The sequence below is a fragment of the Kribbella sp. NPDC055071 genome (assembly GCF_053608045.1).
On sequence record NZ_JBSGUS010000001.1, the window covers coordinates 657,831 to 678,597 of the forward strand.

At 66.7% G+C, this 20,767-nt stretch carries 19 protein-coding genes; 3 read left to right on the forward strand and 16 right to left on the reverse strand.

What is annotated here, in order from left to right; all coding sequences use genetic code 11:
* Nucleotide 1 precedes the first annotated feature (1 nt).
* Both ACWF4Z_RS03155 and ACWF4Z_RS03160 read left to right on the forward strand, forming a co-directional pair.
* Nucleotides 2–787 carry a sugar phosphate isomerase/epimerase family protein gene (locus tag ACWF4Z_RS03155; protein ID WP_452241262.1) on the forward strand — a complete coding sequence of 262 codons (786 nt, stop codon included), beginning with the start codon at nt 2–4 and terminating at the stop codon, nt 785–787.
* Between the two features lie 183 nt (nt 788–970).
* Nucleotides 971–1,315 (forward strand): YciI family protein, encoded by a 345-nt coding sequence (locus ACWF4Z_RS03160; protein WP_452241263.1) that lies wholly within the window; start codon nt 971–973, stop codon nt 1,313–1,315.
* 95 nt (nt 1,316–1,410) lie between these two features.
* Here the strand turns inward: ACWF4Z_RS03160 and ACWF4Z_RS03165 are convergent, their stop codons facing one another.
* The 5 genes from ACWF4Z_RS03165 to ACWF4Z_RS03185 all read right to left on the reverse strand — a co-directional run bounded on the left by ACWF4Z_RS03165 (nt 1,411) and on the right by ACWF4Z_RS03185 (nt 6,246).
* Nucleotides 1,411–1,737, reverse strand: a complete 327-nt coding sequence (locus ACWF4Z_RS03165) for a hypothetical protein (protein WP_452241264.1) — start codon at nt 1,735–1,737, stop codon at nt 1,411–1,413.
* 221 nt (nt 1,738–1,958) lie between these two features.
* On the reverse strand, nt 1,959–2,852 hold the full coding sequence (locus ACWF4Z_RS03170) for a carbohydrate ABC transporter permease (RefSeq protein ID WP_452241265.1): 894 nt from the start codon (nt 2,850–2,852) through the stop codon (nt 1,959–1,961).
* Nucleotides 2,849–3,781, reverse strand: coding sequence for a carbohydrate ABC transporter permease (locus ACWF4Z_RS03175; RefSeq protein WP_452241266.1), 933 nt, complete (start codon nt 3,779–3,781; stop codon nt 2,849–2,851). The genes ACWF4Z_RS03170 and ACWF4Z_RS03175 overlap by 4 nt, the downstream gene beginning before the upstream one ends.
* Nucleotides 3,782–3,806: 25 nt before the next feature.
* A complete protein-coding gene (locus ACWF4Z_RS03180) occupies nt 3,807–5,099 on the reverse strand; it encodes an extracellular solute-binding protein (protein ID WP_452241267.1) in 1,293 nt (430 codons plus the stop codon).
* A 97-nt stretch (nt 5,100–5,196) separates the two neighbouring features.
* Complete coding sequence (locus ACWF4Z_RS03185; RefSeq protein WP_452241268.1) at nt 5,197–6,246, reverse strand: LacI family DNA-binding transcriptional regulator; 1,050 nt, start codon at nt 6,244–6,246, stop codon at nt 5,197–5,199.
* A 208-nt stretch (nt 6,247–6,454) separates the two neighbouring features.
* Between ACWF4Z_RS03185 and ACWF4Z_RS03190 the strand changes: the two genes are divergently transcribed.
* Nucleotides 6,455–8,764: an ATP-binding cassette domain-containing protein gene (locus ACWF4Z_RS03190; protein ID WP_452241269.1), complete on the forward strand. Its 2,310-nt coding sequence runs from the start codon at nt 6,455–6,457 to the stop codon at nt 8,762–8,764.
* On the opposite strand, the gene ACWF4Z_RS03195 is transcribed toward ACWF4Z_RS03190, so the two are convergent.
* The 11 genes from ACWF4Z_RS03195 to ACWF4Z_RS03245 all read right to left on the reverse strand — a co-directional run bounded on the left by ACWF4Z_RS03195 (nt 8,711) and on the right by ACWF4Z_RS03245 (nt 20,754).
* Nucleotides 8,711–9,526, reverse strand: a complete 816-nt coding sequence (locus ACWF4Z_RS03195) for an SRPBCC family protein (protein WP_452241270.1) — start codon at nt 9,524–9,526, stop codon at nt 8,711–8,713. The two genes, ACWF4Z_RS03190 and ACWF4Z_RS03195, sit on opposite strands and share 54 nt — an antisense overlap.
* Nucleotides 9,527–9,558: 32 nt before the next feature.
* A complete protein-coding gene (locus ACWF4Z_RS03200; RefSeq protein ID WP_452241271.1) occupies nt 9,559–10,539 on the reverse strand; it encodes a winged helix DNA-binding domain-containing protein in 981 nt (326 codons plus the stop codon).
* Between the two features lie 189 nt (nt 10,540–10,728).
* Nucleotides 10,729–11,514, reverse strand: a complete 786-nt coding sequence (locus ACWF4Z_RS03205; RefSeq protein ID WP_452241272.1) for an SGNH/GDSL hydrolase family protein — start codon at nt 11,512–11,514, stop codon at nt 10,729–10,731.
* 168 nt (nt 11,515–11,682) lie between these two features.
* On the reverse strand, nt 11,683–12,729 hold the full coding sequence (locus ACWF4Z_RS03210) for a mandelate racemase/muconate lactonizing enzyme family protein (protein ID WP_452241273.1): 1,047 nt from the start codon (nt 12,727–12,729) through the stop codon (nt 11,683–11,685).
* Between the two features lie 2 nt (nt 12,730–12,731).
* On the reverse strand, nt 12,732–14,048 hold the full coding sequence (locus ACWF4Z_RS03215; RefSeq protein WP_452241274.1) for an ABC transporter substrate-binding protein: 1,317 nt from the start codon (nt 14,046–14,048) through the stop codon (nt 12,732–12,734).
* 36 nt (nt 14,049–14,084) lie between these two features.
* On the reverse strand, nt 14,085–15,167 hold the full coding sequence (locus ACWF4Z_RS03220; protein ID WP_452241275.1) for a mandelate racemase/muconate lactonizing enzyme family protein: 1,083 nt from the start codon (nt 15,165–15,167) through the stop codon (nt 14,085–14,087).
* 2 nt (nt 15,168–15,169) lie between these two features.
* Nucleotides 15,170–16,027: a carbohydrate ABC transporter permease gene (locus ACWF4Z_RS03225; protein ID WP_452241276.1), complete on the reverse strand. Its 858-nt coding sequence runs from the start codon at nt 16,025–16,027 to the stop codon at nt 15,170–15,172.
* Nucleotides 16,017–16,970, reverse strand: a complete 954-nt coding sequence (locus ACWF4Z_RS03230; protein WP_452241277.1) for a carbohydrate ABC transporter permease — start codon at nt 16,968–16,970, stop codon at nt 16,017–16,019. Before ACWF4Z_RS03230 ends, ACWF4Z_RS03225 begins: the two co-directional genes overlap by 11 nt.
* Nucleotides 16,971–16,973: 3 nt before the next feature.
* Nucleotides 16,974–18,401 carry an NAD-dependent succinate-semialdehyde dehydrogenase gene (locus ACWF4Z_RS03235; RefSeq protein ID WP_452241278.1) on the reverse strand — a complete coding sequence of 476 codons (1,428 nt, stop codon included), beginning with the start codon at nt 18,399–18,401 and terminating at the stop codon, nt 16,974–16,976.
* A gap of 48 nt (nt 18,402–18,449) precedes the next feature.
* Complete coding sequence (locus tag ACWF4Z_RS03240; RefSeq protein WP_452241279.1) at nt 18,450–19,679, reverse strand: iron-containing alcohol dehydrogenase; 1,230 nt, start codon at nt 19,677–19,679, stop codon at nt 18,450–18,452.
* 31 nt (nt 19,680–19,710) lie between these two features.
* On the reverse strand, nt 19,711–20,754 hold the full coding sequence (locus ACWF4Z_RS03245; RefSeq protein WP_452241280.1) for an Ldh family oxidoreductase: 1,044 nt from the start codon (nt 20,752–20,754) through the stop codon (nt 19,711–19,713).
* Between the last annotated feature and the right edge of the window lie 13 nt (nt 20,755–20,767).

Genomic DNA, 20,767 nt, shown 5'->3' on the forward strand with positions numbered 1-20,767 from the left:
CATGACCCTTCTTTGGTCCGTCTTCACGAAACCCTGGATCGAGTTGCCGGGCGATGAGCTCGGCCGGCTGGTCGCCGGCATCGGCTTCGCCGGTGCGGAGATCCCGGTGCGCGATACGGCGTACGTGACTCCGGCGACGGCCGAGTCCGAGTTGCCGAAGTTCACCGCGCAGCTCCGGTCCGAGGGCGTCGAGCCGATCAGTGTTGCGAGCGACCTGTCCGAGCGCGTCTTCGCCGCATGCGCGGAGGCCGGTGTGCCGATGATCCGGATCATGGCCGAGCTCGGACCCGACGGGTACGCCGCCTCCGTCCAGCGCAACCGGGTGATGCTCGAGGCGGCCGCCGTACTGGCCGAGCGGTACGACGTGCAGGTCGGGGTACAGCCGCATCACGGGCGGTTCGTGGCGTCGACTCTCGGCGTACTGCAGCTGCTGGATGGACTGCCAGACCGGTTCAAGCTGGTCTGGGACGCGGCACATGACGCATTGGCCGGCGACGATCCCGCGGTGACGCTGCAGCTCGGCGCTGATCGACTCGGCATCGTCAACCTGAAGAACGCGCACTACCTCCGCACCGACGATGGCGCATGGAAGTCGTACTTCGTCCAGGCCGACGAAGGCCTCTCCGATTGGTCCGCCGTCTTCGCCGCGCTCGACCAACTCGACTACTCCGGACCGATCTGCCTGACCGGTCAGTACTCCGATCCGTCGGTCCCGGTCGAGGAACGCCTCCGAAAGGATCTCCACACCGCTGTCACATCCGCCGCGCGACCTCCGTCCGGAGAGTAAATTCACCACCCACGACCATTTACACCACGGTCCGCGCGCCTGCCGGTGCGACCTGGCAAGTCCTGCCTGCCGCTAGTGTCGGAGCCGGACGCGATGCTCGATACCGGACGCGATGCTCGATATCGGGCTCGAGGTCGAGATCGGGTCCGGCGTTCCGACGTTCCCGGTGAATGGAGGCAGGCGATGAAATACATGATCCTGATCTACGGCAACACCGCGACCTGGGACGCCTTGCACGCCGAGGGGATCGACCAGGTGATGGAACAGCACGCCAAGTTGTCCGACGAACTGAAGGCCAACGGCGAATACATCGAAGGCATCGGACTGACCACCGAGAACGCACAGGTCCTCAGGGTGAGGGACGGCGTGCCGGCGGTCACCGACGGCCCGTTCACCGAGGCGAAGGAAGTGCTGGCCGGCTACTACCTGGTCGACTGCACTCCGGAGCGGGCGCTCGAGATCGCGGCCCGACTGCCCGAGGCGCGGTTCTCCCCGATCGAGATCCGCGCCTTCACTCCTCCGATGTAGCGGTACACCCCCGGTAGGACAAACGTTGTACTGAAGTCCAGGGACTTGCCGGCCTCAGCTGGGCGTTGGCACCTGAGACCGGCGAGTCACTTGACTCAACTCATTCGTGCTCGCTTCGGATCGCTCGACGCGAGGATGACCCCACCTGAGGCGGGTTGATCACCCATGCCCCGGCCACCCTGCACGAACACGGTGGCGCCTCGCTCGGGTGCCGTGGCACCGTCGCCGAGGCGCAGCGTGGTGGTCATGCCGTTGCTCAGTCTGAGCACCGCCACGCGTCGCGGCCGGACCGACGGAATCGACGAGCTCACCTCGTGGATGCCGGTACACACCGCCGGTTGGATCGAAGCTCGGCCGAGACCCGCGTTGCCGTGACTCCTCACATCACGGCACTGCTCGGCGAGCTTTGTCATCGCTGACACACTTCCCCCTTCTCTCGTTGTTGCTACCCCCGAGTGACGGTAGGCGTGGCGCGCCCGGACGACGCACCACACACTCCCCCGTCCTTCCCGCACCCGGAAACGACGCGGAAGTGATCAGGGAAGCCTTGCTGAGAGTGACAAGGTTTTCAAGGGATCGTGACAGGAATCCCGCGTTCCGGAACCACTGTCCATGATTCACAGCTGTTGCACAGCAAGGGTTTTTACTGACCACCGAAGCCGGTGGTAGCAATTCCCCTGATGATCTGGCGCTGGAAGAACAGGAAGACAACGACCAGCGGCAGTGCGGCCAAGATCGCGGACGCCATGTTCTGCGCGTACTGCAGCCCATAAGCGCTCTTGACCGTCTGCAACCCGACCGGCAACGTCATCAGGTCCGCGTCGGTGGTCACGATGAACGGCCAGAGGAAGTTGTTCCAGGCACCGATGAAGACGAAAATCGCTACCGCGGCAAGGATCGGGCGCGACAACGGCAACACGATCGACCAGAACACCCGGAGCCGGTTCGCGCCGTCGACGCGAGCCGCCTCCTCCAGTTCGACCGGGATCTGATCGAAAAAACGCTTGAGAATCAGGACCATCGCGGGCGCGAACGCCTGCGGCAGGATGATGCCCCAGTAGGTGTCGACCAGGTTGAAGGCCAGCATCTGCCGGAACAACGGCACGATCAGCAACTGCGGTGGGATGATGATGGCCGCGATGATCGCGGCGTACAGCCACCGTTTGCCGCGGAAGTCGACGCGCGAGAACGCATAGCCGGCCAGCGCCGAGGTGGCGACCGTGATGAGCGTGATCGCGACAGAAGTGAGCAAACTGTTCCACGCCCATGCAGGGATGTCTCCAGCTGTGAGCACCTTGCGGTAGGCGTCGAAGCTGAAGCCGTCGGGCGGGTTCAGGCTGATCGTCGAGGCGCCGGCGTCCGCCTCGCTCTTGAGCGACGTCACCACGGCCCACGCGAACGGCACCAGCCAGGTTGCGGCCAGGACCGCAAGGATCAGCAGCGCGGCCATTCTGGACACGCTCCACGGGTTTTCGCCAGGTTTGTGACCTTGTTTGACGCGGGCGTTGATCCCACGGCTCAGGGTGTACGTGCTCATGCGGCACTCCTGCGGTTGATGAGCTTGAACTGCGCGAGCGACACCAGCACGATGATCGCGAAGAACAGGTACGAAATGGCTGACGAGTAGCCGAACCGGTAGCCGGTGAAGCCGGACTCGTAGATGTACTCGACGATCGATCGCGTCGACCCGGCCGGCCCACCGCTGGTCAGCATGTAGATCTGGTCGAAGACCTTGAGCGACGCGAGCACCTGCAGCGTCAGGATCAGCGCGGTCGTCGGCGCCAGCTGCGGGATCACGATAGAGAACAACTGTCGCCACTTGCCCGCGCCATCGATGGCTGCCGCCTCGAACTGCTGCTCCGGGATGTTCTGCAACGCGGCCAGGTACAGCAGGAAGTTGAACCCGATCGTCCACCACAACGTGGTGATGACCACGGAGATCATCGCGACGTTCGGGTCCTGCAGCCAGGCCACGGGTGCGATGCCGAGATCCGCGAGTACGCCGTTGATCAGCCCGATCTTCGGGTTGTACATCCAGCTCCAGAACATCACCACGACGGTCGACGCGAGCAGGTACGGCAGGAAGAACGAGAGCCGCCACAGCCATCGCCCGGGCAGTCCGAGGTTCACCAGAACCGCGAAGGCCAAGGACAGAACGACGAGCGGGATCGTGCTGAGAACCGTGAACCAGAGCGTGTTCCCGAGCGATTTCCACATGTCCGGATCCTGCAAGGCCTCGCTGTAGTTGGCGAAACCGACCACCCCGCTGCCCGCACCGGTCAACGTCTCCCCGGTGAAACTCAGGTAGAGACCGTACAGCGCGGGCACCACCAGGAAGAGCACGAACAGGACGGCGAACGGCGCCGCGAACGCCCACCCGGTCAGCGTCTCACCACGACGGGCCCGCGCCTTACCCTCGGCGGCAACCTCGGTGGCCGTGGCCGGAGTGTCAGTGATTGTTGTCATCAGCGTCTCTCCTCACACCGGCTGATCAGACTGGTTGGGGTCGGTCGAGCAACACGTTCAACCGCTTGACGAATCCGTCGAACCCCGCGCCCGGATCGTCGCTACCCAGGAAGACGTTCTGCACGTTCTCCCCGAAGTAGCGCTGGAAGTCACTGCCCGCGCCGCTGAACCACGCGTCCGGGTCGTAGTTCACGTACGCCGGAATGCTCGCGTAGTTCGACTGTGGTTTGAGCGCCTGGTAGTCCGCGCTCTTGATCACCGGCTGGTAGGCCGGGATGTGACCGCCCCCGGCCCAGCTCACCGAGCGTTTCAAGATCTCGGCGACCATTGTGTACACGTGCTTGCGACGTTCCGGTGACACCTTCGACTGCCTCGGCAGCACGAACGTGTGCGAGTCCGCGTACGCCGCCTCCGTGCCGAACAGAGTCGGGATCGGCAGTGCGTCGACCGGCATCTTCGCGTCTTTCAGTACCGGCAGTTCCCACACGCCACCGAGGAACATGCCGCTCTCACCGTGCAGGAACTCGCTGGTCGCCGTACCGCCGTCACCGCTGCTGGACGCGATGGTGTCGTTCAGCAACGACCGGATGAAGGTCAGCGCCTTCACCGCGGCGTCGTGGTCGACCTGGGCCGGCTGGCCCGGCACGAGCTTCATCTCAGCACCGGTCTGGCGATAGAACGTGTAGAACAACCGCCACATCTGTGAGCCGTCGCCGAGGTACCCGTACGAAAGCCCGTGCTTGCCGGTGACCTGCTGCAGTTTGGTCGCGACCTCGGTGAATTCCTCGGTGCTCTTCATCGAGTGCAGCGCGTCCGTCACACCGGCCTTGTTCGCATGCTCGGTGTTGTAGTAGAGGACGAACGGGTGCGTGTCGAGCGCGATCGAGTAGAGCTTGCCGTCGTAGCGGCCCTTCTGCCACACCAGCGGCGGGAAGTCGCTCTCGTGCAGCCCGACCTCCGCCAGCAGGTCGAGATCCCACGGCTCGAGCAGGCCGCCTGGCGCGTAGCCGGCGATCCGGGATGCGTGCATGATCGCCACATCCGGCGCGCGGCCGCCGGCCGAGGCCATCGCGAGCTTCGTGTAGTACGGCGGACCCCAGGCCAGCACGGTCTGGGTGGCATGGAACCCGAGGTTCGCGGCGTTGACGGCGTCCACCAGGCCGGCCATCACGATGCCGTCTCCACCGGTCATCAGGTGCCAGTAACTGAGGTCGGCGGCCGACCGCGACGCACCGGGCGCGCAGCCGAACACCATCCCGCCACCGGCCAGCGCGGCCGCTCCGGCGAGCAACCTCCGCCGAGAAATCTGCTGACTCATAAGGTCTCCTTCGCAGGGCGCCCCGATCATTACATCGTTAGAACAGGACGACAAGGGTCCTCGGGCGTCTTTTTGGAAACGTATCCGGAGGACGCGGTCAGCGGGTGGTGCTGGCTCGCTCGATGATTCGGTGCGGGATCATCACTCGGCGTGGGGCGGTGGCGCGATCGGTCATGCGTTCACCCAGCAGGTCGAGCGCGGCCGCGACGAACGCGCGGCGGTCGAAGTCGACCGTGGTCAGCGGCGGGATCATGAACTGACTCTCGAGGATGTTGTCGAACCCGGCGACGAGCGTCTGTTCCGGTACGGCTACCCCGGCGCTCCACAACGCCGACAATGTCCCCGAGGCAACGGTGTCGGTGAAGCAGAAGAACGCATCGGGCAACTCGTGCTCGGTCAGGTACTTCCCCACCACGGTCGCCGCGCCTTCCGGCCGCCACCGGTCCAGCCCGATCTCCAGCGAAGGATCGATCGCTACGCCGGCCTCCGCCAACGCCTGGTGGTATCCGGCGGTCCGCAACCGGGAGGCCGCCGTACCGGGAGCTTCGGCCGAACCGGCCAGGACGCCGGTGCCGCTCGAGCCGCGCGGGATCTCCGGCGTACCGACCGCGGCGATGCGGCGGCAACCGCGGGCGAGGAGATGCTTGGTCAGGTCACGAGCGGCCGCAACGTTGTCGATGGCAACCTGGCTGACCATGTCCTGGTCGACATCGCCGATCAGGACGAGCGGCGGGAGCGGTCCGGCCGTCATCACCGCGCTGTCGTCTAGGTTCACCGGGTTCAGGATCAGGCCGTCGACCAGGTACGCGCGGGCCTTCGACAGGAGCTCGAACTCACGCGTCGGTTCCGAGGCGGTCTGCTCGATCTGCACACCCCAGCCGCGCTCGTGGGCGAGCTCGACGACGAGGTGGACGATCTCCGCCGAGTACGGCCTCAGCAGGTCGGGCAGCGCGAGCGCGATCATGCCGGTCCGACCGTTGCGCAGCCCACGGGCGCTCATGTTCGGCACGTAGTCGAGCTCGGCCAACGCGCTCTCCACCCGCGCCCGCGTCTCGGGCCGGACGAACACGACGCCGTTGATCACGTTGGACACCGTCTTCGGTGACACCCCAGCCAGCTTCGCGACGTCTTTGACGGTGGCACGCATACCGCCCATTGTCACACTTGGCTGCCGTTGTCACGCAGCGTCGACGTGCAGGCCGACAGGACGTATATGCCCACTGCGCTCCAGCGGTCGACCCGCTGAACCTGGGCGGAGTCGAAAGCTTTCGTCGGCGCTTTAGACTTTTGGCTCGTCGGCATACGTGAGCCTGGGATCAAAGTGTTTATGGGCGGTTCAATGGAACAATTGAAGGATGCTTGCCGCCGACAGTCACGAGTTCATCCAGGTCCGCGGCGCCCGCGAGAACAACCTCAGTGGCGTCTCCCTCGACATCCCGAAGCGCCGGCTCACCGTGTTCACCGGAGTCTCCGGGTCCGGTAAGTCCTCGCTCGTCTTCGACACGATCGCCGCCGAGTCGCAGCGGCTGATCAACGAGACCTATACCGCCTTCGTCCAGAATTTCATGCCGAACCTCGGCCGGCCCGACGTCGACTCACTCCAGAACCTGTCCGCCGCCATCATCGTCAACCAGGAACGCATCGGCGCCAACGCGCGGTCAACCGTCGGCACCGCCACGGATGCGCACACCATGCTGCGTGTCCTGTTCAGCCGAGCGGGTACGCCGGCCGTCGGTCCGCCGTCCGCCTTCAGTTTCAACCGGGCCGAGGGCATGTGCCCGGAGTGCGAGGGGCTCGGGCGAACCACCGAGTTCAACCTCGACGAGTTGGTCGACCGGGACAAGAGCCTGAACCAAGGCCCGATCAAGGCGCCCGGGTACGCCGTCGACACCTGGCACTGGCAGTTGATGGCGACCTCCGGACTGTTCGATCCGGATCTGCCGCTCAAGGACTATCCGGCCGAGACCTGGCAACAGTTCCTCTACCAGGAGCCGATCAAGATCAAGGTCGGCAAGAGCAACCTGACCTTCGAGGGCCTGATCACCAAGCTCAAGCGGCAGTACCTCAGTAAGGATCCGCAGTCGCTGCAGGCTCCTGCCCGCGCGTTCGCGGATCGCGCGATCAGGCAGGCGACCTGCCCGGCGTGTGGTGGGGTCCGGCTGAACGAGGCGGCGCGGACGGCGACCGTGGACGGGCGGACCATAGGCGAATGCTCGGCGATGCAGATCAGCGATCTGGCCGAGTTCGTTGCCGGGATCAACCATCCGGCCGTCGGCCCGATGCTCGAAGGGCTCCGCCATACGCTGGACTCGTTCGTGACGATCGGCCTCGGGTACCTCAGCCTGGATCGCGAGTCCGGGACGCTGTCCGGCGGCGAGGCCCAGCGGGTCAAGCTGGTCCGGCACCTCGGCTCCAGCCTCAGTGATGTCACGTACGTCTTCGACGAGCCCACTGTCGGGCTGCACCCCCACGACATCCAGCAGATGAACGACCTCCTCCTGCAACTGCGGGACAAGGGCAACACGGTCCTGGTCGTCGAGCACAAGCCGGAGACGATCCGGATCGCCGATCACGTCGTCGATCTCGGGCCGGGAGCCGGCCTGAACGGCGGACGCCTCTGTTACGCCGGTGATCTCGCGGGCCTGAAGAAGTCCGGCACCCTGACCGGTCAGTACCTGGATCACCGAGTCAGCCTGCGCGACGACGTACGATGTCCCGCCGGGAAGCTCTCGATCGAGAACGCGACGCTGCACAACCTCAAGGATGTGAGCGTCGACATCCCGCTCGGCGTCCTGACGGTGGTCACCGGCGTGGCCGGATCGGGGAAGAGCTCCTTGATCCACGGTTCGCTGGCCGGCCGGGACGGTGTCATCATCGCCGGCCAGGAACCGATCCGCGGATCCCGTCGCAGCAATCCGGCCACGTACACCGGACTGCTCGATCCGATCCGGGCCGAGTTCGCAAAGGCGAACAAGGTCAAGCCCGGCCTGTTCAGCGCGAACTCGGTCGGCGCCTGCCCGACCTGCAAGGGCATCGGCCTCGTCTACACCGATCTGGCCATGATGGCCGAGGTGGCCTCGATCTGCGAGGACTGCAACGGTGCTCGGTTCACCCCGGAGGTCCTCGCCTATCGCCTGCGGGGAAAGAACATCAGCGAGGTGCTGCGGATGACGGTCGCCGAGGCGCGAGAGTTCTTCCCGAAGGGATCGGCGCGCACGATCCTGGACCGGCTCGCCACGGTCGGGCTCGGGTACATCGGCCTCGGCCAGCCGCTCACCACGCTCTCCGGCGGCGAGCGTCAGCGGCTGAAGCTCGCGATCAACATGGGCAAGAGCGGCTCGATCTACATCCTCGACGAGCCCACCACCGGACTGCACCTGGCCGACGTCGACCAGCTGTTGGGGATGCTCGACACGCTCGTTGCCCAGGGCAACACCGTGATCGTGATCGAGCACCACCAGGCGGTGATGGCGCACGCCGACTGGCTGATCGACGTGGGACCGGGCGCCGGCCACGACGGTGGTCGCATCGTGTTCACCGGCACCCCGGCCGACCTGGTCGAGAGCAGCCCGACACTCACCGCGGAACACCTCCGCGCGTACGTCCGGGACTCAGCCGAGCAACTCGACGGCCAGCGCTTCGATCAAGTCACGCCAAACAGCTAGGTAGCCCGCGGCGGAGCCGGTCTGGGTGAGCACCAGGCGGGCTCCGCCGTTGCCGTCCCGCAGCACCCAGGCCACCTCGCCCTGCGACCACGGATAGGTGAGCCGCTCGGCCGTCACCGCCTCGGTGACCGCACCGGGATCAATGCCCTTGGCAACAAACCCGTCCGGCGGCGGACTTCCGACGGCTACCGGCGACGCTCCGGCCAGCAACTCCCAGACAGCCTCCTTGGGCTTCACCAACTGCCGCTCGAACCGCACCCCGCCGTCATCGGTCACGACACCTTGATCCAGGCCGAAGACCTTGACGAAATGCTCATGCAGTACGGCGTAGTCGCGCTGCGGCACCGCACCACCCAACACACGGTCGAGCGCGTCGAAGCACAGCATCCAGCCGCCACTGAAGCTCGCGGATCCCGGGCGATCGTCGTACGTCGCCGTCAGCTGCAACGTGCACCCGTCCGACGTCGGCTCCAACTCCCAGCGCAGCACCTCGACGCCCCAGGTGTACTCGAGCAGCCGCGGCGGTTCGTACGCACGAATCACGCCACTTGCCTGCTCGGCGATCGGTGCGCCGGGGTCGTGCTCGAAGGTGAACTTGACCGGCCCGTCCAGGCGCAGATCGAGCTCGACCGTGGCCGGGAACCACCCGGCCAGCTGACTCGGGTCGGTGATCGCCCGCCAGACCTTCTCCGCCGGATGCCGTAGCTCCCGCCGCATCCGCAGGACGGTTCGGCCGTTCTCGCTCCTCAGCGTCTCGGTCATGACTCCATATATACCCGATTAGGCATATACGATCAACCGGCGAATCGAGCGACGTCGGCCAACTCCTCCTGCAGGCCCGCGGGTTCTGCCCCGAACAGCTCGTAGGCCAGGTTGGCGTGCTGCCACGAGCCCACCACGCGGCCGCCGACGACGATCGCCGGGCGGAGCATGCCGCCACCCGGATGGATCACCGACCTGAACTCCTCGGCGAGCGCGTATCGCCGATCCTGGTAGCCGAGCAGGTAAGCATCGAACTCCCCCAGCAACCGCAGGTCCCGGCACCCCGGCAGGTCTTCGACGGCCGACAGCCCCTCACCCTCGACCTCGAACGACAAGGTCGCGACCGCCTTCACGCCGCGGCGAGCCAGTGGCACTGGCAGGCCCGACCAGGTGGCGAAGTCGCGCACGGTCGCCGGACCGTACGCGGTCAAATACCGTTCGGCCAGCGTCTCGACGTCGCCTTCGAGCACCAACGGCTTGCCCAGCCAGTCGCTGACCGCAACCCAGGTATCGCCCGGCCCGTAACACAAACGCCCGAGCAACCCCGCGTACCGGATCAACGCGTAGACCGCCTGCCCCTTGGGCTCATCGATCAGGCCATGCCGCACCAACAGATCGGCCAGCTCGGCACGATTGGCCGGTCCGTGATCGAGGAGATGCGCCTCGATGCGGTCGGCCGCTTCGGCACGGATCGCTTCGGTCAGGCCTAGTTCGCCGTACCGGCGCACAGTGTCCTTGATCAGTTTCGGGCCGAGCAGACCGAGCAGCAGGCCGGCGTCCTCGACCGTGACGAGCTGCAGGGTCCCGCGCATGAACCAGCCGCGGACGACGGAGCGCTCGACTTCCTGGGCGTGGGTGACGTCGGCGAAGGTGGTCGCCGTGGAGCGGGCCCGGACCGCGAAGGCCGCGCCTCGCCAGGTCTGGGCCTGGAGTCCCCCCGTCCGGCGTACGACGTCGGCCACCCCTCCGGGGCCGGCCTCGTCCACCGAACGCGCGAGGCTGTTGGCCTGCATCCGGGCTCCCAGGAGCCACTCGACAGACCTCCGCGCCACTCCAGCATGACACCACGAACCGACCGATCGCGCACCCCGAATGCGCAAACTGTTCTCGACCGTGCGCACTGTCCGGAACGGCAAACGGTGGATTGAAACAGGCAAGCACCTGCTTCAATCCACCGTTGGGTAAGTAAGTCTTACAAGCTGTCAGAGAGCGGGCTGCACCAGGTTGGCGAAGTTGGCCTGGCCGGTCACGTTCGGGTGGTAGGACTCGCTGATCGGGTTCGACAGGCCGTTGAGCCACTCCGGGTTGCCGCACACGGCGTGGCCGATGAAGGCCTGGGTCGGGTTCACGAACGCGAACCCGGCCGCGCTCGCCGCGGCGTTGAGCTTCGAGTTGAGCAGATCGGCCGTCGCGTTCAGACGGGTCATCTCGTCCGGGCTGAAGAACGTGCCGGCGTTGCAGTCGGTGCCGTTGAACAGTCGCGGGTAGCCGACCACGACGACCCGGGCCGAGGCCGCACGGCTCTTGATCGACGCGTACAGACCGTTCAACCGGCCGGGCAGCGTGTTGTTGATGATCGCCTGGGCGTTGGCGACCGCGGTCGTGCAGTCACCGAGCCACGACGGCTTCGCGCACTCGGTGATCACCGACGAGAATCCGGCATCGTTGCCGCCGACCTGCACGGAGACGATGTTGGTCGAGCTCGTCACCGACGGCAGCTGGTTGGCGGTGACGTCCGCGACCCGGGCGCCGGAGCAGGCGACGAAGGCCAGGTTCGCGCCGAGCCGGCCGGCGTCGATGTACGGGTACGCCTTCACCGACCGCTGGCAGGAGCCGCTGTCGGACATGTAGGTCCGGGTGCCGACACCCGAAGCGTAGGAGTCGCCCATGGCGACGTAGTTGGGAGCGGCGGCGTGCGCGACGCCTGGGCTGAGGAGCATCGCGGCGCCGAGGGCCGCGGCGGAGAGCAGACTGGCGATGGACTTCATGTTGGGCGGGACCACCTTTGCGTGTACGAGGGGTGGTGGCAAAAGTACTCACGGTCACTGTCACCGACTCGCGAGTAACACACAAGACCCTGGTAAGAAATTCACCGCCAGTTGCCGATTCCAGTAGCCAGAATTTCCGGCCAATCGTTTCCGGGCAGTCGTTTCCGGCTAGTCGTTCCAGGACGAGAGCCCCGGGCCGGTCGGTAACGGGTAGCAGCCGTCAACGAGCTCGACCCGACCGTCCGCCGGGAGCAGACCGCTCTCGACGTAGATCGTGTTCGGGAGCGCGGCGAGCACGTGGATGTGGGCGCCACCGCCGTGCGACGCGTACGGCACTCCGAACCCGGCCGCCATCAGCCCGATCTCGTAGCAATCCGTCAAGCCGCCGGCCCGGCGCAGATCCGGCTGTACGACGCCGACCCCGCCGCGGCCGATCAGATCCCGGAACGCCGCCTGCCCGTACCGGTTCTCCCCGGTCGCGATCGGGATGTCCAGCTTGTCTGCCAACCGCACATGGCTCTCGGTGTCCGCAGCCGGCAGCGGCTCCTCGAACCAGCGGCACCCAAGCCCTTCGTACGCACGCCCCCGGTGCAGTGCCTCGGCGTACCCGAAGGCCTGGTTCGCGTCGACCATCAGCGGCGCATCGTCGCCGATCACGCCCCGGACCGCCTTGATCCGCGCGAGGTCCGCACTCAGTGGACCACCGCCGACCTTCATCTTCACGCCGCGGAACCCCTGCTCCATCGCCTTGGCCGACACGGTCTCCAGGCCCGCGACGTCCAGCTCGAGCCACCCCACCATCGCGTACGTCGGAATCGCCGTCCGCTGCGCGCCGAGCAGCTTCCACACCGGCACATCCAGCGACTTGCCGAGGAGATCCCACAACGCCAGATCGATGGCCGAGATCCCGTACGACGAGAGCCCGGCCGTCCCCTGGTAGTCGGTCAGCGTCTGCAACTTCTGCCGGATCCCACGAATCAACGCGGGATCCTCCCCCACGATCGCGGGCGCCAGCTGCTCGGTGATGATCCTGGCCAGGATCGCCGGTGAGCTGGCGACCCGGCCGAAGTACGTCGTACTGACGCCGCTCACGCCTTCGTCGGTGTCGATCCGTACCCGGGTCTGCCCGTTGCGGTCGAGCAGCTGGATCGCGTCCCGGACCGCGTGTGACTTGGCCTCCGACACGACCTCGACACTGATCTCCTTGATCTTCATCGTCACCCCTTGCCCGCGAGAACGTCTTCGACCTTCTGCTTCACGCCACCGAGTGCCGCCTCGGCGGTCTGCTTGCCGCTCCAGACATCGTCCAAGACCGGCCGGTAGATGGTCCGGGCGCGCTCGATGTAGCGACTGAAGTTCTCGTTCACCGCATTGCCCAACGCCTGAGTGACCAGCGGCAGGTTGGCCGGCGCCTTGTCATCGGCCTTGAACAGCGCCGACGAGCTCTTCGCGACCGGCATGAACCCCCGCGACTCGGCGAGCAGCTTCGCCGCATCGGCCCCGGCGCAGTACTTGAGGAAGTCCCACGCCGCGTCGGGATCCTTGGAGTCCTTGGGGATCGCGAGCACGGTCAACGTGTTTACCGTCGTCCGGCTGACCTTCATCGGGGTCGGGAAGATGTCCCACTTCACCTTCGCGTTGGTGCGCAGGTACGGGATGCCGCTGGTCAGCCCGAGCAGCATCGCGACCTTGCCGGTGCCGAGTTGGGCCAGCGCCCAGTTCGGGGTCTGGCGGCCGGCTGTGACGGTGGCGAAGTCAGGGTGGACCTTGTGGACGAGAGCGAGGTCGGCGACCCACTGGATCGCTTCGGCACCCTGTGGCTCGGCCAGTGCGAAGCGAGTGGCGTCCTTCGAGTAGATCCCGTCTCCGCCGTTGCTGGTCGGGAACACAGTCTCGAGCGCGGTGTCGGGAAAGACCAGGGCACCCCAGCGCTCGCCGTTCGGCTTGGTGAGCTTCTTCGCCGCGTCGACGAAGTCGTCCCAGGTCCAGCCCTCCTTGGCCCAGTCCTTCGGCGGCAGCTCGACGCCGGCCTCCGCGAATGCGTCGGTGTTGCAGTACAGGATGCCCGGGTTGGTCATGATCGGCCAGGCCGCGTGGGCGCCGTCGGGCTGCTTGGCGAAGTTGAACGCGACCGGGAAGTAGTCGTCCGGCTTGATCCCGTCCTTGTCCAGATAGGGCTTCAGGTTGAGCAGCGAGCCCTCGGCGTAGTAGCCACGGACGTAGTCGTCGTTGATCCGGATAACAGTCGGCGCCGCACCGGACGACAGCACGGTCCGCAGCTTGGTGTCGTAGTCGTCGCCCGGCACCGACTGGATGTCGATCGACCTGCCGGCGCCCTTGGCCCAGTTCTCGGCCACGGTGTAGAGCGGCGTACCGCTGTTGGTGTCCCAGGTCAGAAAGGAGGCGCTACCGCCGCCGCCTCCCCCGCTGCCGTTACTACCGCAGGCAGCCAGGGGTACGCCGGCGGCGAGGACGCCACCGGTGATACCTAGCGCTTTGAGCACCGACCTTCGGGAGATCTCTGATGCGGTCATGGTCTTTCCTGTTCTGTCGGTACAGCAGCAAGGGGATTAGTTGGTGCGCAGCTTCGCGACCGCGTCGTCGTCCAGCTCGATGCCCAGACCGGGCAGTTCCCAGGGCGTGATCTCGCCGTTCACCGGGACGAGCGGGTTCTGCCAGATCGGCACGTCGTCGAGGATGGGGTTGTGCTCGATGTTGTACTCCTGCGGGTAGACGCAGGACGGCGTGCTGACCCAGAGGTGGGCGTGCGCCGCCGTACCGATCGTCTGCTGGGTGTTGTGCACCGTGATCGGCTTGGTGAAGGTGTCGGCGAGAACGGCGATCTTCTTGAACTCGGTGATCCCGCCGCACTTGATCACGTCCGGCTGGAGGATGTCGACCCGTCCGGTCAGGATCAGATCGCGGAACTGCCAGGTGGTGTACTCCTGCTCCCCCACCGCGATCGGGATGTCGACCGCGTCGGCCAGCCGTCCGTACGCCGCGTAGTCGTGCGCGGCGAGTGGTTCCTCGAAATGCCACACGCCGAGGTCCTCCAGCGCATGGGCGAGCTTGATCGCCGTGTGTTCGTAGTAGGCGTTGTTGACGTCGACCAGGATCGGGAAGTCGGCACCGACGAGCTCGCGGACGGCAGTGACGGTGGCGATGGTCTGGTCGAAGCCGTCGTCGTGCATCCACGGCGTCGACGAGTGAATCTTGTAGCCGTGGAATCCCAGCTCCTGAAAGGATTGCGCGCGTTCGGCCTCCTGCTGCGGGCTCATCCCCCGGGCCATCGAGCTCGCGTACACCTTCGCGCTCTGCCGGTACTTGCCGCCGAGCAGCTTGTACGTCGGAAGCCCGGCCGCCTTGCCGAGCAGGTCCCACAGCGCGATGTCGATGCCGGCGATCGCGTTCAGCTGCGCTCCGCCGGGTCCGAGCTTGTACGGCTTGGTGTAGAGCCGGCGCCAGAGGCGTTCGATGTCGGTCGCCTCTTCACCGACGAGCAGCGGGGCGAGCGCCTGCTCGATGACGCTGTGGGTGACGTGGGCGTTCATCGGGCTGACCTCGCCGACACCCACGAGCCCCTCGTCGGTGTGCACCTTCACCAGGTGCAGCTTGTCCAGCAGGATGATCGATTCGATCCGGGTGATCCGCATGCTTATCCTTTCAGGCCGGACATCGTGATGCCCTGGACGAAGTACTTCTGCGCGACGAGGAAGAGAATCAGCGGCGGCAGGATCGTCAGCGTCGCGGCCGCCATCATCAGATTGGTCTGGGTGAAGTACTCACCCTTGAACAGCGCGAGCGCGATCGGCATCGTCTGCAGCCGGGTCGAGTTCAGGAAGATCAGCGGGCCGAACAGGTCGTTCCACGAGCCCATGAAGGTCAGCGCGCCGACCGCGGCCAGGGCCGGTTTCACCTGCGGCAGCATGATCCGCCAGAAGGTGCCGAAGGTGGACGCGCCGTCGAGCTTGGCGGCCTCCTCCAGCTCGATCGGGACGCCGCGGAACGCCTGCCGGAGCAGGAACGTGCCGAACACCGGCGTCAGCACATTGGGGACCCAGAGCGGATAGTGTGTATCGATCCACCCCATCTCGCGGAACAGCATGTACTGCGGGACCAGGTAGACCATGCTCGGGATCATTGCCGTCGACAACAACAGTGCGAAGGCGAGATTCTTGAAGGCGAAGTTCAGCCGGGCGAAGCCGTAGCCGGCCAGCGCAGCGAAGAACAGCAGGAAGCCGACGTTGAGCGCGGCGAGCTTGCAACTGTTCAGGAAGAACGGCAGCAGTCCGTGCGCGGCCTGCGAGTAGTTGGCCCACTGGGCCGTCGACGGAATGAACGTCGGCGGTGACTGCAGGACCTCGTTCTCCGGTTTGAGCGAGGCGCTCACCATCCACAGCAGCGGCATCGCGAACACGACCGCGAAGACCACCAGCACGAAGAAGACGACGACGCGGCGCGGGATGTGGCGGGGCGGACGGTTGATCCGCATGCCCAGAGTCTCAGTTGTCATAGTGCACCCACCGCTTCTCCAGCTTCCACTGGATCGCCGTGACGAGGCCGACGATGACGAACAGCACCCAGCCCATGGCCGAGGCGTACCCCAGCCGGCCGTGCCCGAAGGCGGCCTCGTAGATGTGGAAGATGAAGACCGACGTGGCGTTGTTCGGCCCGCCGGACGTCATCACGTAGATGATCCCGAACACCTGGAACGACGAGATGAACTGCGTGATCGTGAGGAAGAACAGGCTCGGCGTCAGCAGCGGGAAGACCACCGACCAGAACCGCCGCCAGGCCGACGCGCCGTCCACGGTGGCCGCTTCGAGCAGTGAGGCGTCGATGCTCTGCAGCCCGGCCAGCAGGATCACCATCGGATAGCCGACGCCCTGCCAGATCGCGACGATGATCACCGCGATCAGCGCGGTCTTGGTGTCGGACAGCCAGGCCGGTCCGTCGATGCCGATCGTCTTCAGCGTCGAGTTGAACAACCCGTTGTCCGGGTCGTACAGCCAGAACCAGACGAACCCGATCGCGACCACGTTCGTCACCGCGGGCGAGTAGTACAGGGTCCGGAAGATGCCGATGCCCCTGACCTTCTGGTTGCACAGCACCGCCAGGCCGAGCCCGATGAAGATGGTCAGGACGACGACCACCACCGTGAAGATCACCGTGTTGCGCAACGACGGGAAGAAGGTGTCGTCGGCGGTGAAGAGCTCGCGATAGTTGCCCAGGCCAAGGAACTTCGGCTTGTTCAGGCCGGACCAGTTGGTCAGCGACACCACCAGGGACGCCGCGACCGGGGCCAGCTGGAAGAACAGCACCCCGAAGATCACCGGCCCGACGAAGAGCCAGCCGGCCAGGTTCTGCCGCTTGAGTTTGGGCTTCACCCGTTTGCGGGGCGGCGGCCCGCCGTCGACGTCAGGTGGTGTCAGGGCCGGTAGGACGGCGTTGGCCATCGGTCACACCTCGATCCCGATGTACTTCTCCTCGAGGAACTCGAGGATGCCTTCGGAGCTGCCTTCGCGGCCCAGCCCGGACTGTTTCGTCCCGCCGAACGGTGCCGCCGGATCGCTGAGCACACCGCGGTTGACCGCGACCATGCCGGCATCGATCTTCTGCGCGACCGCGAGGGCCTGCGCGGGGTCGCCGTACACATAGGCGATCAGGCCGTAGATGGTGTCGTTGGCCATCGTGATCGCCTCGTCGACCTCGGTGAACGCGACGATCGCGGTCACCGGGCCAAAGATCTCGGTCTGGTTGATCTCGCTGCCGTGCCGTACCTCGGTCAGCACAGTCGGTGGGTAGAAGGCGCCGACCTCGGCGGGCTCGCCGCCCAGCGTCAACTCGGCGCCGTCGGCAACGGCTCGGTCGACGAGTCCGGCCACCTTGTCGCGTTCCTCGATCGAGACCAGTGCGCCGAGGTCGTTCGAGCGGACCGCGCCCGGGCCCATCGCGAGGCCCTTCATCGCGACCGTGATCCGGGCGCTGAACTCCTCGACGAGGGAATCGTGCACGTAGAACCGGTTCGCCGCCGTACAGGCCGATCCCCCGTTGCGCATCTTCGCGACCATCGCGCCCTCGACCGCGGCATCGAGATCGGCTCCGGGCAGCACGACGAACGGCGCGTTCCCGCCCAGCTCCATCGAGGAGCTGACCACCTGATCAGCCGCCTCGTGGAGCAGCAGCCGCCCGACCTCGGTCGAGCCGGTGAAGGACAGTTTGCGGACGGCGGGATGGTGCAACATCGCGCTCACCGCCGGACCGGCGTGGACCGGGGTGACCAGGTTGACGACGCCGGCCGGGACTCCCGCCCGTCGCAGCACTTCGACGACATACGCCGCGGTCAACGGTGTCTGGCCGGCCGGCTTCAGGACCACCGAGCATCCGGCGGCCAGCGCGGGGGCGATCTTGCGGGTCGCCATCGCGGCCGGGAAGTTCCACGGCGTCACCAGCACCGAGACCCCGATCGGATCGCGCCGTACGACGATCGTCTTGTCGCCCGACGGTGAGAGCCGGAAGTCGCCGCCGATCCGGACCGCCTCTTCGGCGAACCAGCGGAAGAACTCCGCCGCGTACGTCGCCTCGCCGAGGGCGTCGGCGTACGCCTTGCCGTTCTCGGAGACGATGATCGCGGCGAACTGCTCGCGCTCGGCGGTGAGGAGGTCGAAGCAGGCCCGGAGGATTTCGGAGCGAACCCGTGGCGGCGTCGCTGCCCAGCCCGCGAGGGCGGCGGCCGCGGCGTCGACCGCCGCCAGGCAGTCGGCCTCGGTGGCAGCGGCGAACTGGGCCAGCTCGGATCCGTCGGCCGGATCGTGGACGGCGAAACGCTGACCGTCACTGGCAGGACGCCACTGACCGCCGATGAAGAGATCGTGCGGAGAGATCATCTGAAGTGCTCCAAAGGGCTGGCCGAAACGGCTGTCTGGACGGGCCGGTCAGAAGGGATTGCTGCGGTCGCCGTCGTACGCGGCGCGCGTGATCGCGAACAGCGCATCGACGTCGAGTGGACGGGGGTTGTTCTCGACCAGGCGGACGGACTTCATGCCCAGCTCGGCCACTGCGGGGAGCTGGTCCTCGGTCAGGCCGAGCTCCCTCACGGTCGGTGGGATGCCGATCCGCTCCAGCAGTCGCTCCACGGCCTCGATCCCGGCGAGGGCTTGCGCCTCGGGGGTTTCGTTGCCTGCGGCACCGAAGCTGGCGGCGATCTGGCCGAACTCGGTGATCCGCGCGGGAGCGTTGTAGCGCATGACGTACGGAAGGAGTACGCCGACGCCGACGCCGTGCGCGGTGTGGGTCAACGCTCCGAGCGGATACTGCAGTGCGTGGGCGGCCGCCGTACCCGCGACACCGAGGGCGTATCCGCCGGCGTTCGCGGCGAGCATGACGTCGGCTCGGGCTTGTGCGTCGTTCGGGTTCTCGAAGGCGGCCGGTAGGGCGTCCGCGATCAGCGCGAGGCCCCAGCGCGCGTACGAGTCGCTGATCACGTTCTTCCCGACGAACACCCGGTTCTCACCGGGTGCCGATGCCGGTCGCCGGATCGCGGTGAAGGACTCCACCAGGTGCGAGACCGCGTCCGCCCCGGCGCTCGCCGTCAGACCAGGTGGGCAGGTGTAGGTCAGCTCGGGATCGCAGAGCGCGACCATCGGGATCAGGTGTGCAGAGGAGATCCCGGTCTTGAGCTCGCGCAAGCTGTCGCTGAGCACGCAGACCGGCGTGACCTCCGAGCCCGTCCCGCCCGTCGTGGGGACGGCGATGATCGGCAGGACCGGCCCGGGTACGGCGTTCTCCCCGTAGTACTGCTCGAGTGGGCCGCCGTGCGTCAGGAGGAGCGCGATCGCCTTGCTCATGTCCAGGCAACTGCCTCCGCCGATGCCGACGATCAGCTCGATGCCCTTGTCCTTGACGGCGGTGTAGCAGGCCTCGATCCCGGCGGCCGGTAGCTCGGCCTCGGTGTCGGACCAGACGGTCACCTCTAGCCCGTGATCCTTCAGGTCGGCCAGCAGTTGGTCGAACTCGGCCGAGGCGGCCAACCGCTGATCCGTGCAGATGAGCGCCTTACGCCCGTACTCGGCGGCATGCTTGCCGAGCAACGCGCGCTGGCCGGCGCCGAAGACCACCGTGCGCGGTCCTCGGTGTACGCCGAACTCGGCTGTGCTGTTCGTCATCGTGGCGGGTCCTTGTCCGGTCGAGGGCGGATTATTCGGCCAGAGCTTCAGCCGGGAGGGCGGCGTCGGGCCTCGGTGCGTTGAGAGTCGGTGTGTCGAGCGTGGTGAGTTCGTGCCAGAGGTCGTCGGCGATCTCGATGCCGTGGGCAACCGACTCCCGGTACCGGGCCCGGGCGCGATCGCCGGGCACGGTGACCGGAGTGTCCGGGTCGGCCGCTCGGCTGCGACGTACCTGATCGAGGTACTCGCCGGTGGCGTGACCGCCGCCGCTCAGCAGGATGAAGAGGTCGCCCTTGTTACTCGGCTGGTGGTCGTCCAGCGTTCCGCCGACCGCGGTCCCGTAGGCAGCGCCGGTCAGGAAGGTGATCATCGCCTCCAGGCCAAGCCCCAGGCCGTAGCCCTTCGGGCCGCCGAACGGCGCGATCGATCCGTCTCTGGCCGCCACGGGATCGGTGGTCGGACGGCCGGCGGCGTCGAGCGCCCAGCCCGGCTCGAGCGGTACGCCACGGTTCGCGTGGTCGTGGACCTTGCCCATCGAGATCTGCGATGTCGCCATGTCCAGCACGAGCGGATGCGGTTGGGACGGGACGCCGAGAGCGAGCGGGTTCGTGCCGACCATCGCCTCGGTGCCACCCCAGGGATGGACCAGGGCCTCGCTGGTCGTGACGCCCAGGCAGACCAGGCCGCGTTCGGCCATCCGGCCGGCGTAGAAGCCCAGCATGCCCAGGTGGTTGTTGTTCGTGATCGAGCAGACGGCGACACCGTGCCGGCCGGCCGCGGGTACGACGGCTGCGAGGGCACGCAGCGCGACCACCGGCCCCAACCCTTGCTCGCCGTCGACGGACAGGTAGCACGGGCTGATCCACTCGTGTTTGCCGGTGTTCGTCGGGTTCGCCGTACCGTTCGTGAGCCTGCGCAGGAGCCGCGGTAGTCGCAACAGTCCGTGTGACGGGACGCCTTTGGCTTCGGCGACCACCAAGACCTCAGCTTGCTGGGCCGCGGCCGGGGCGGGCACGCCCGCGGCGATCAGGAGACGCTCGGCCAGTGACTGCGCTGTTGCGAGATCTGTCTGCATGACGGCCGTCCCG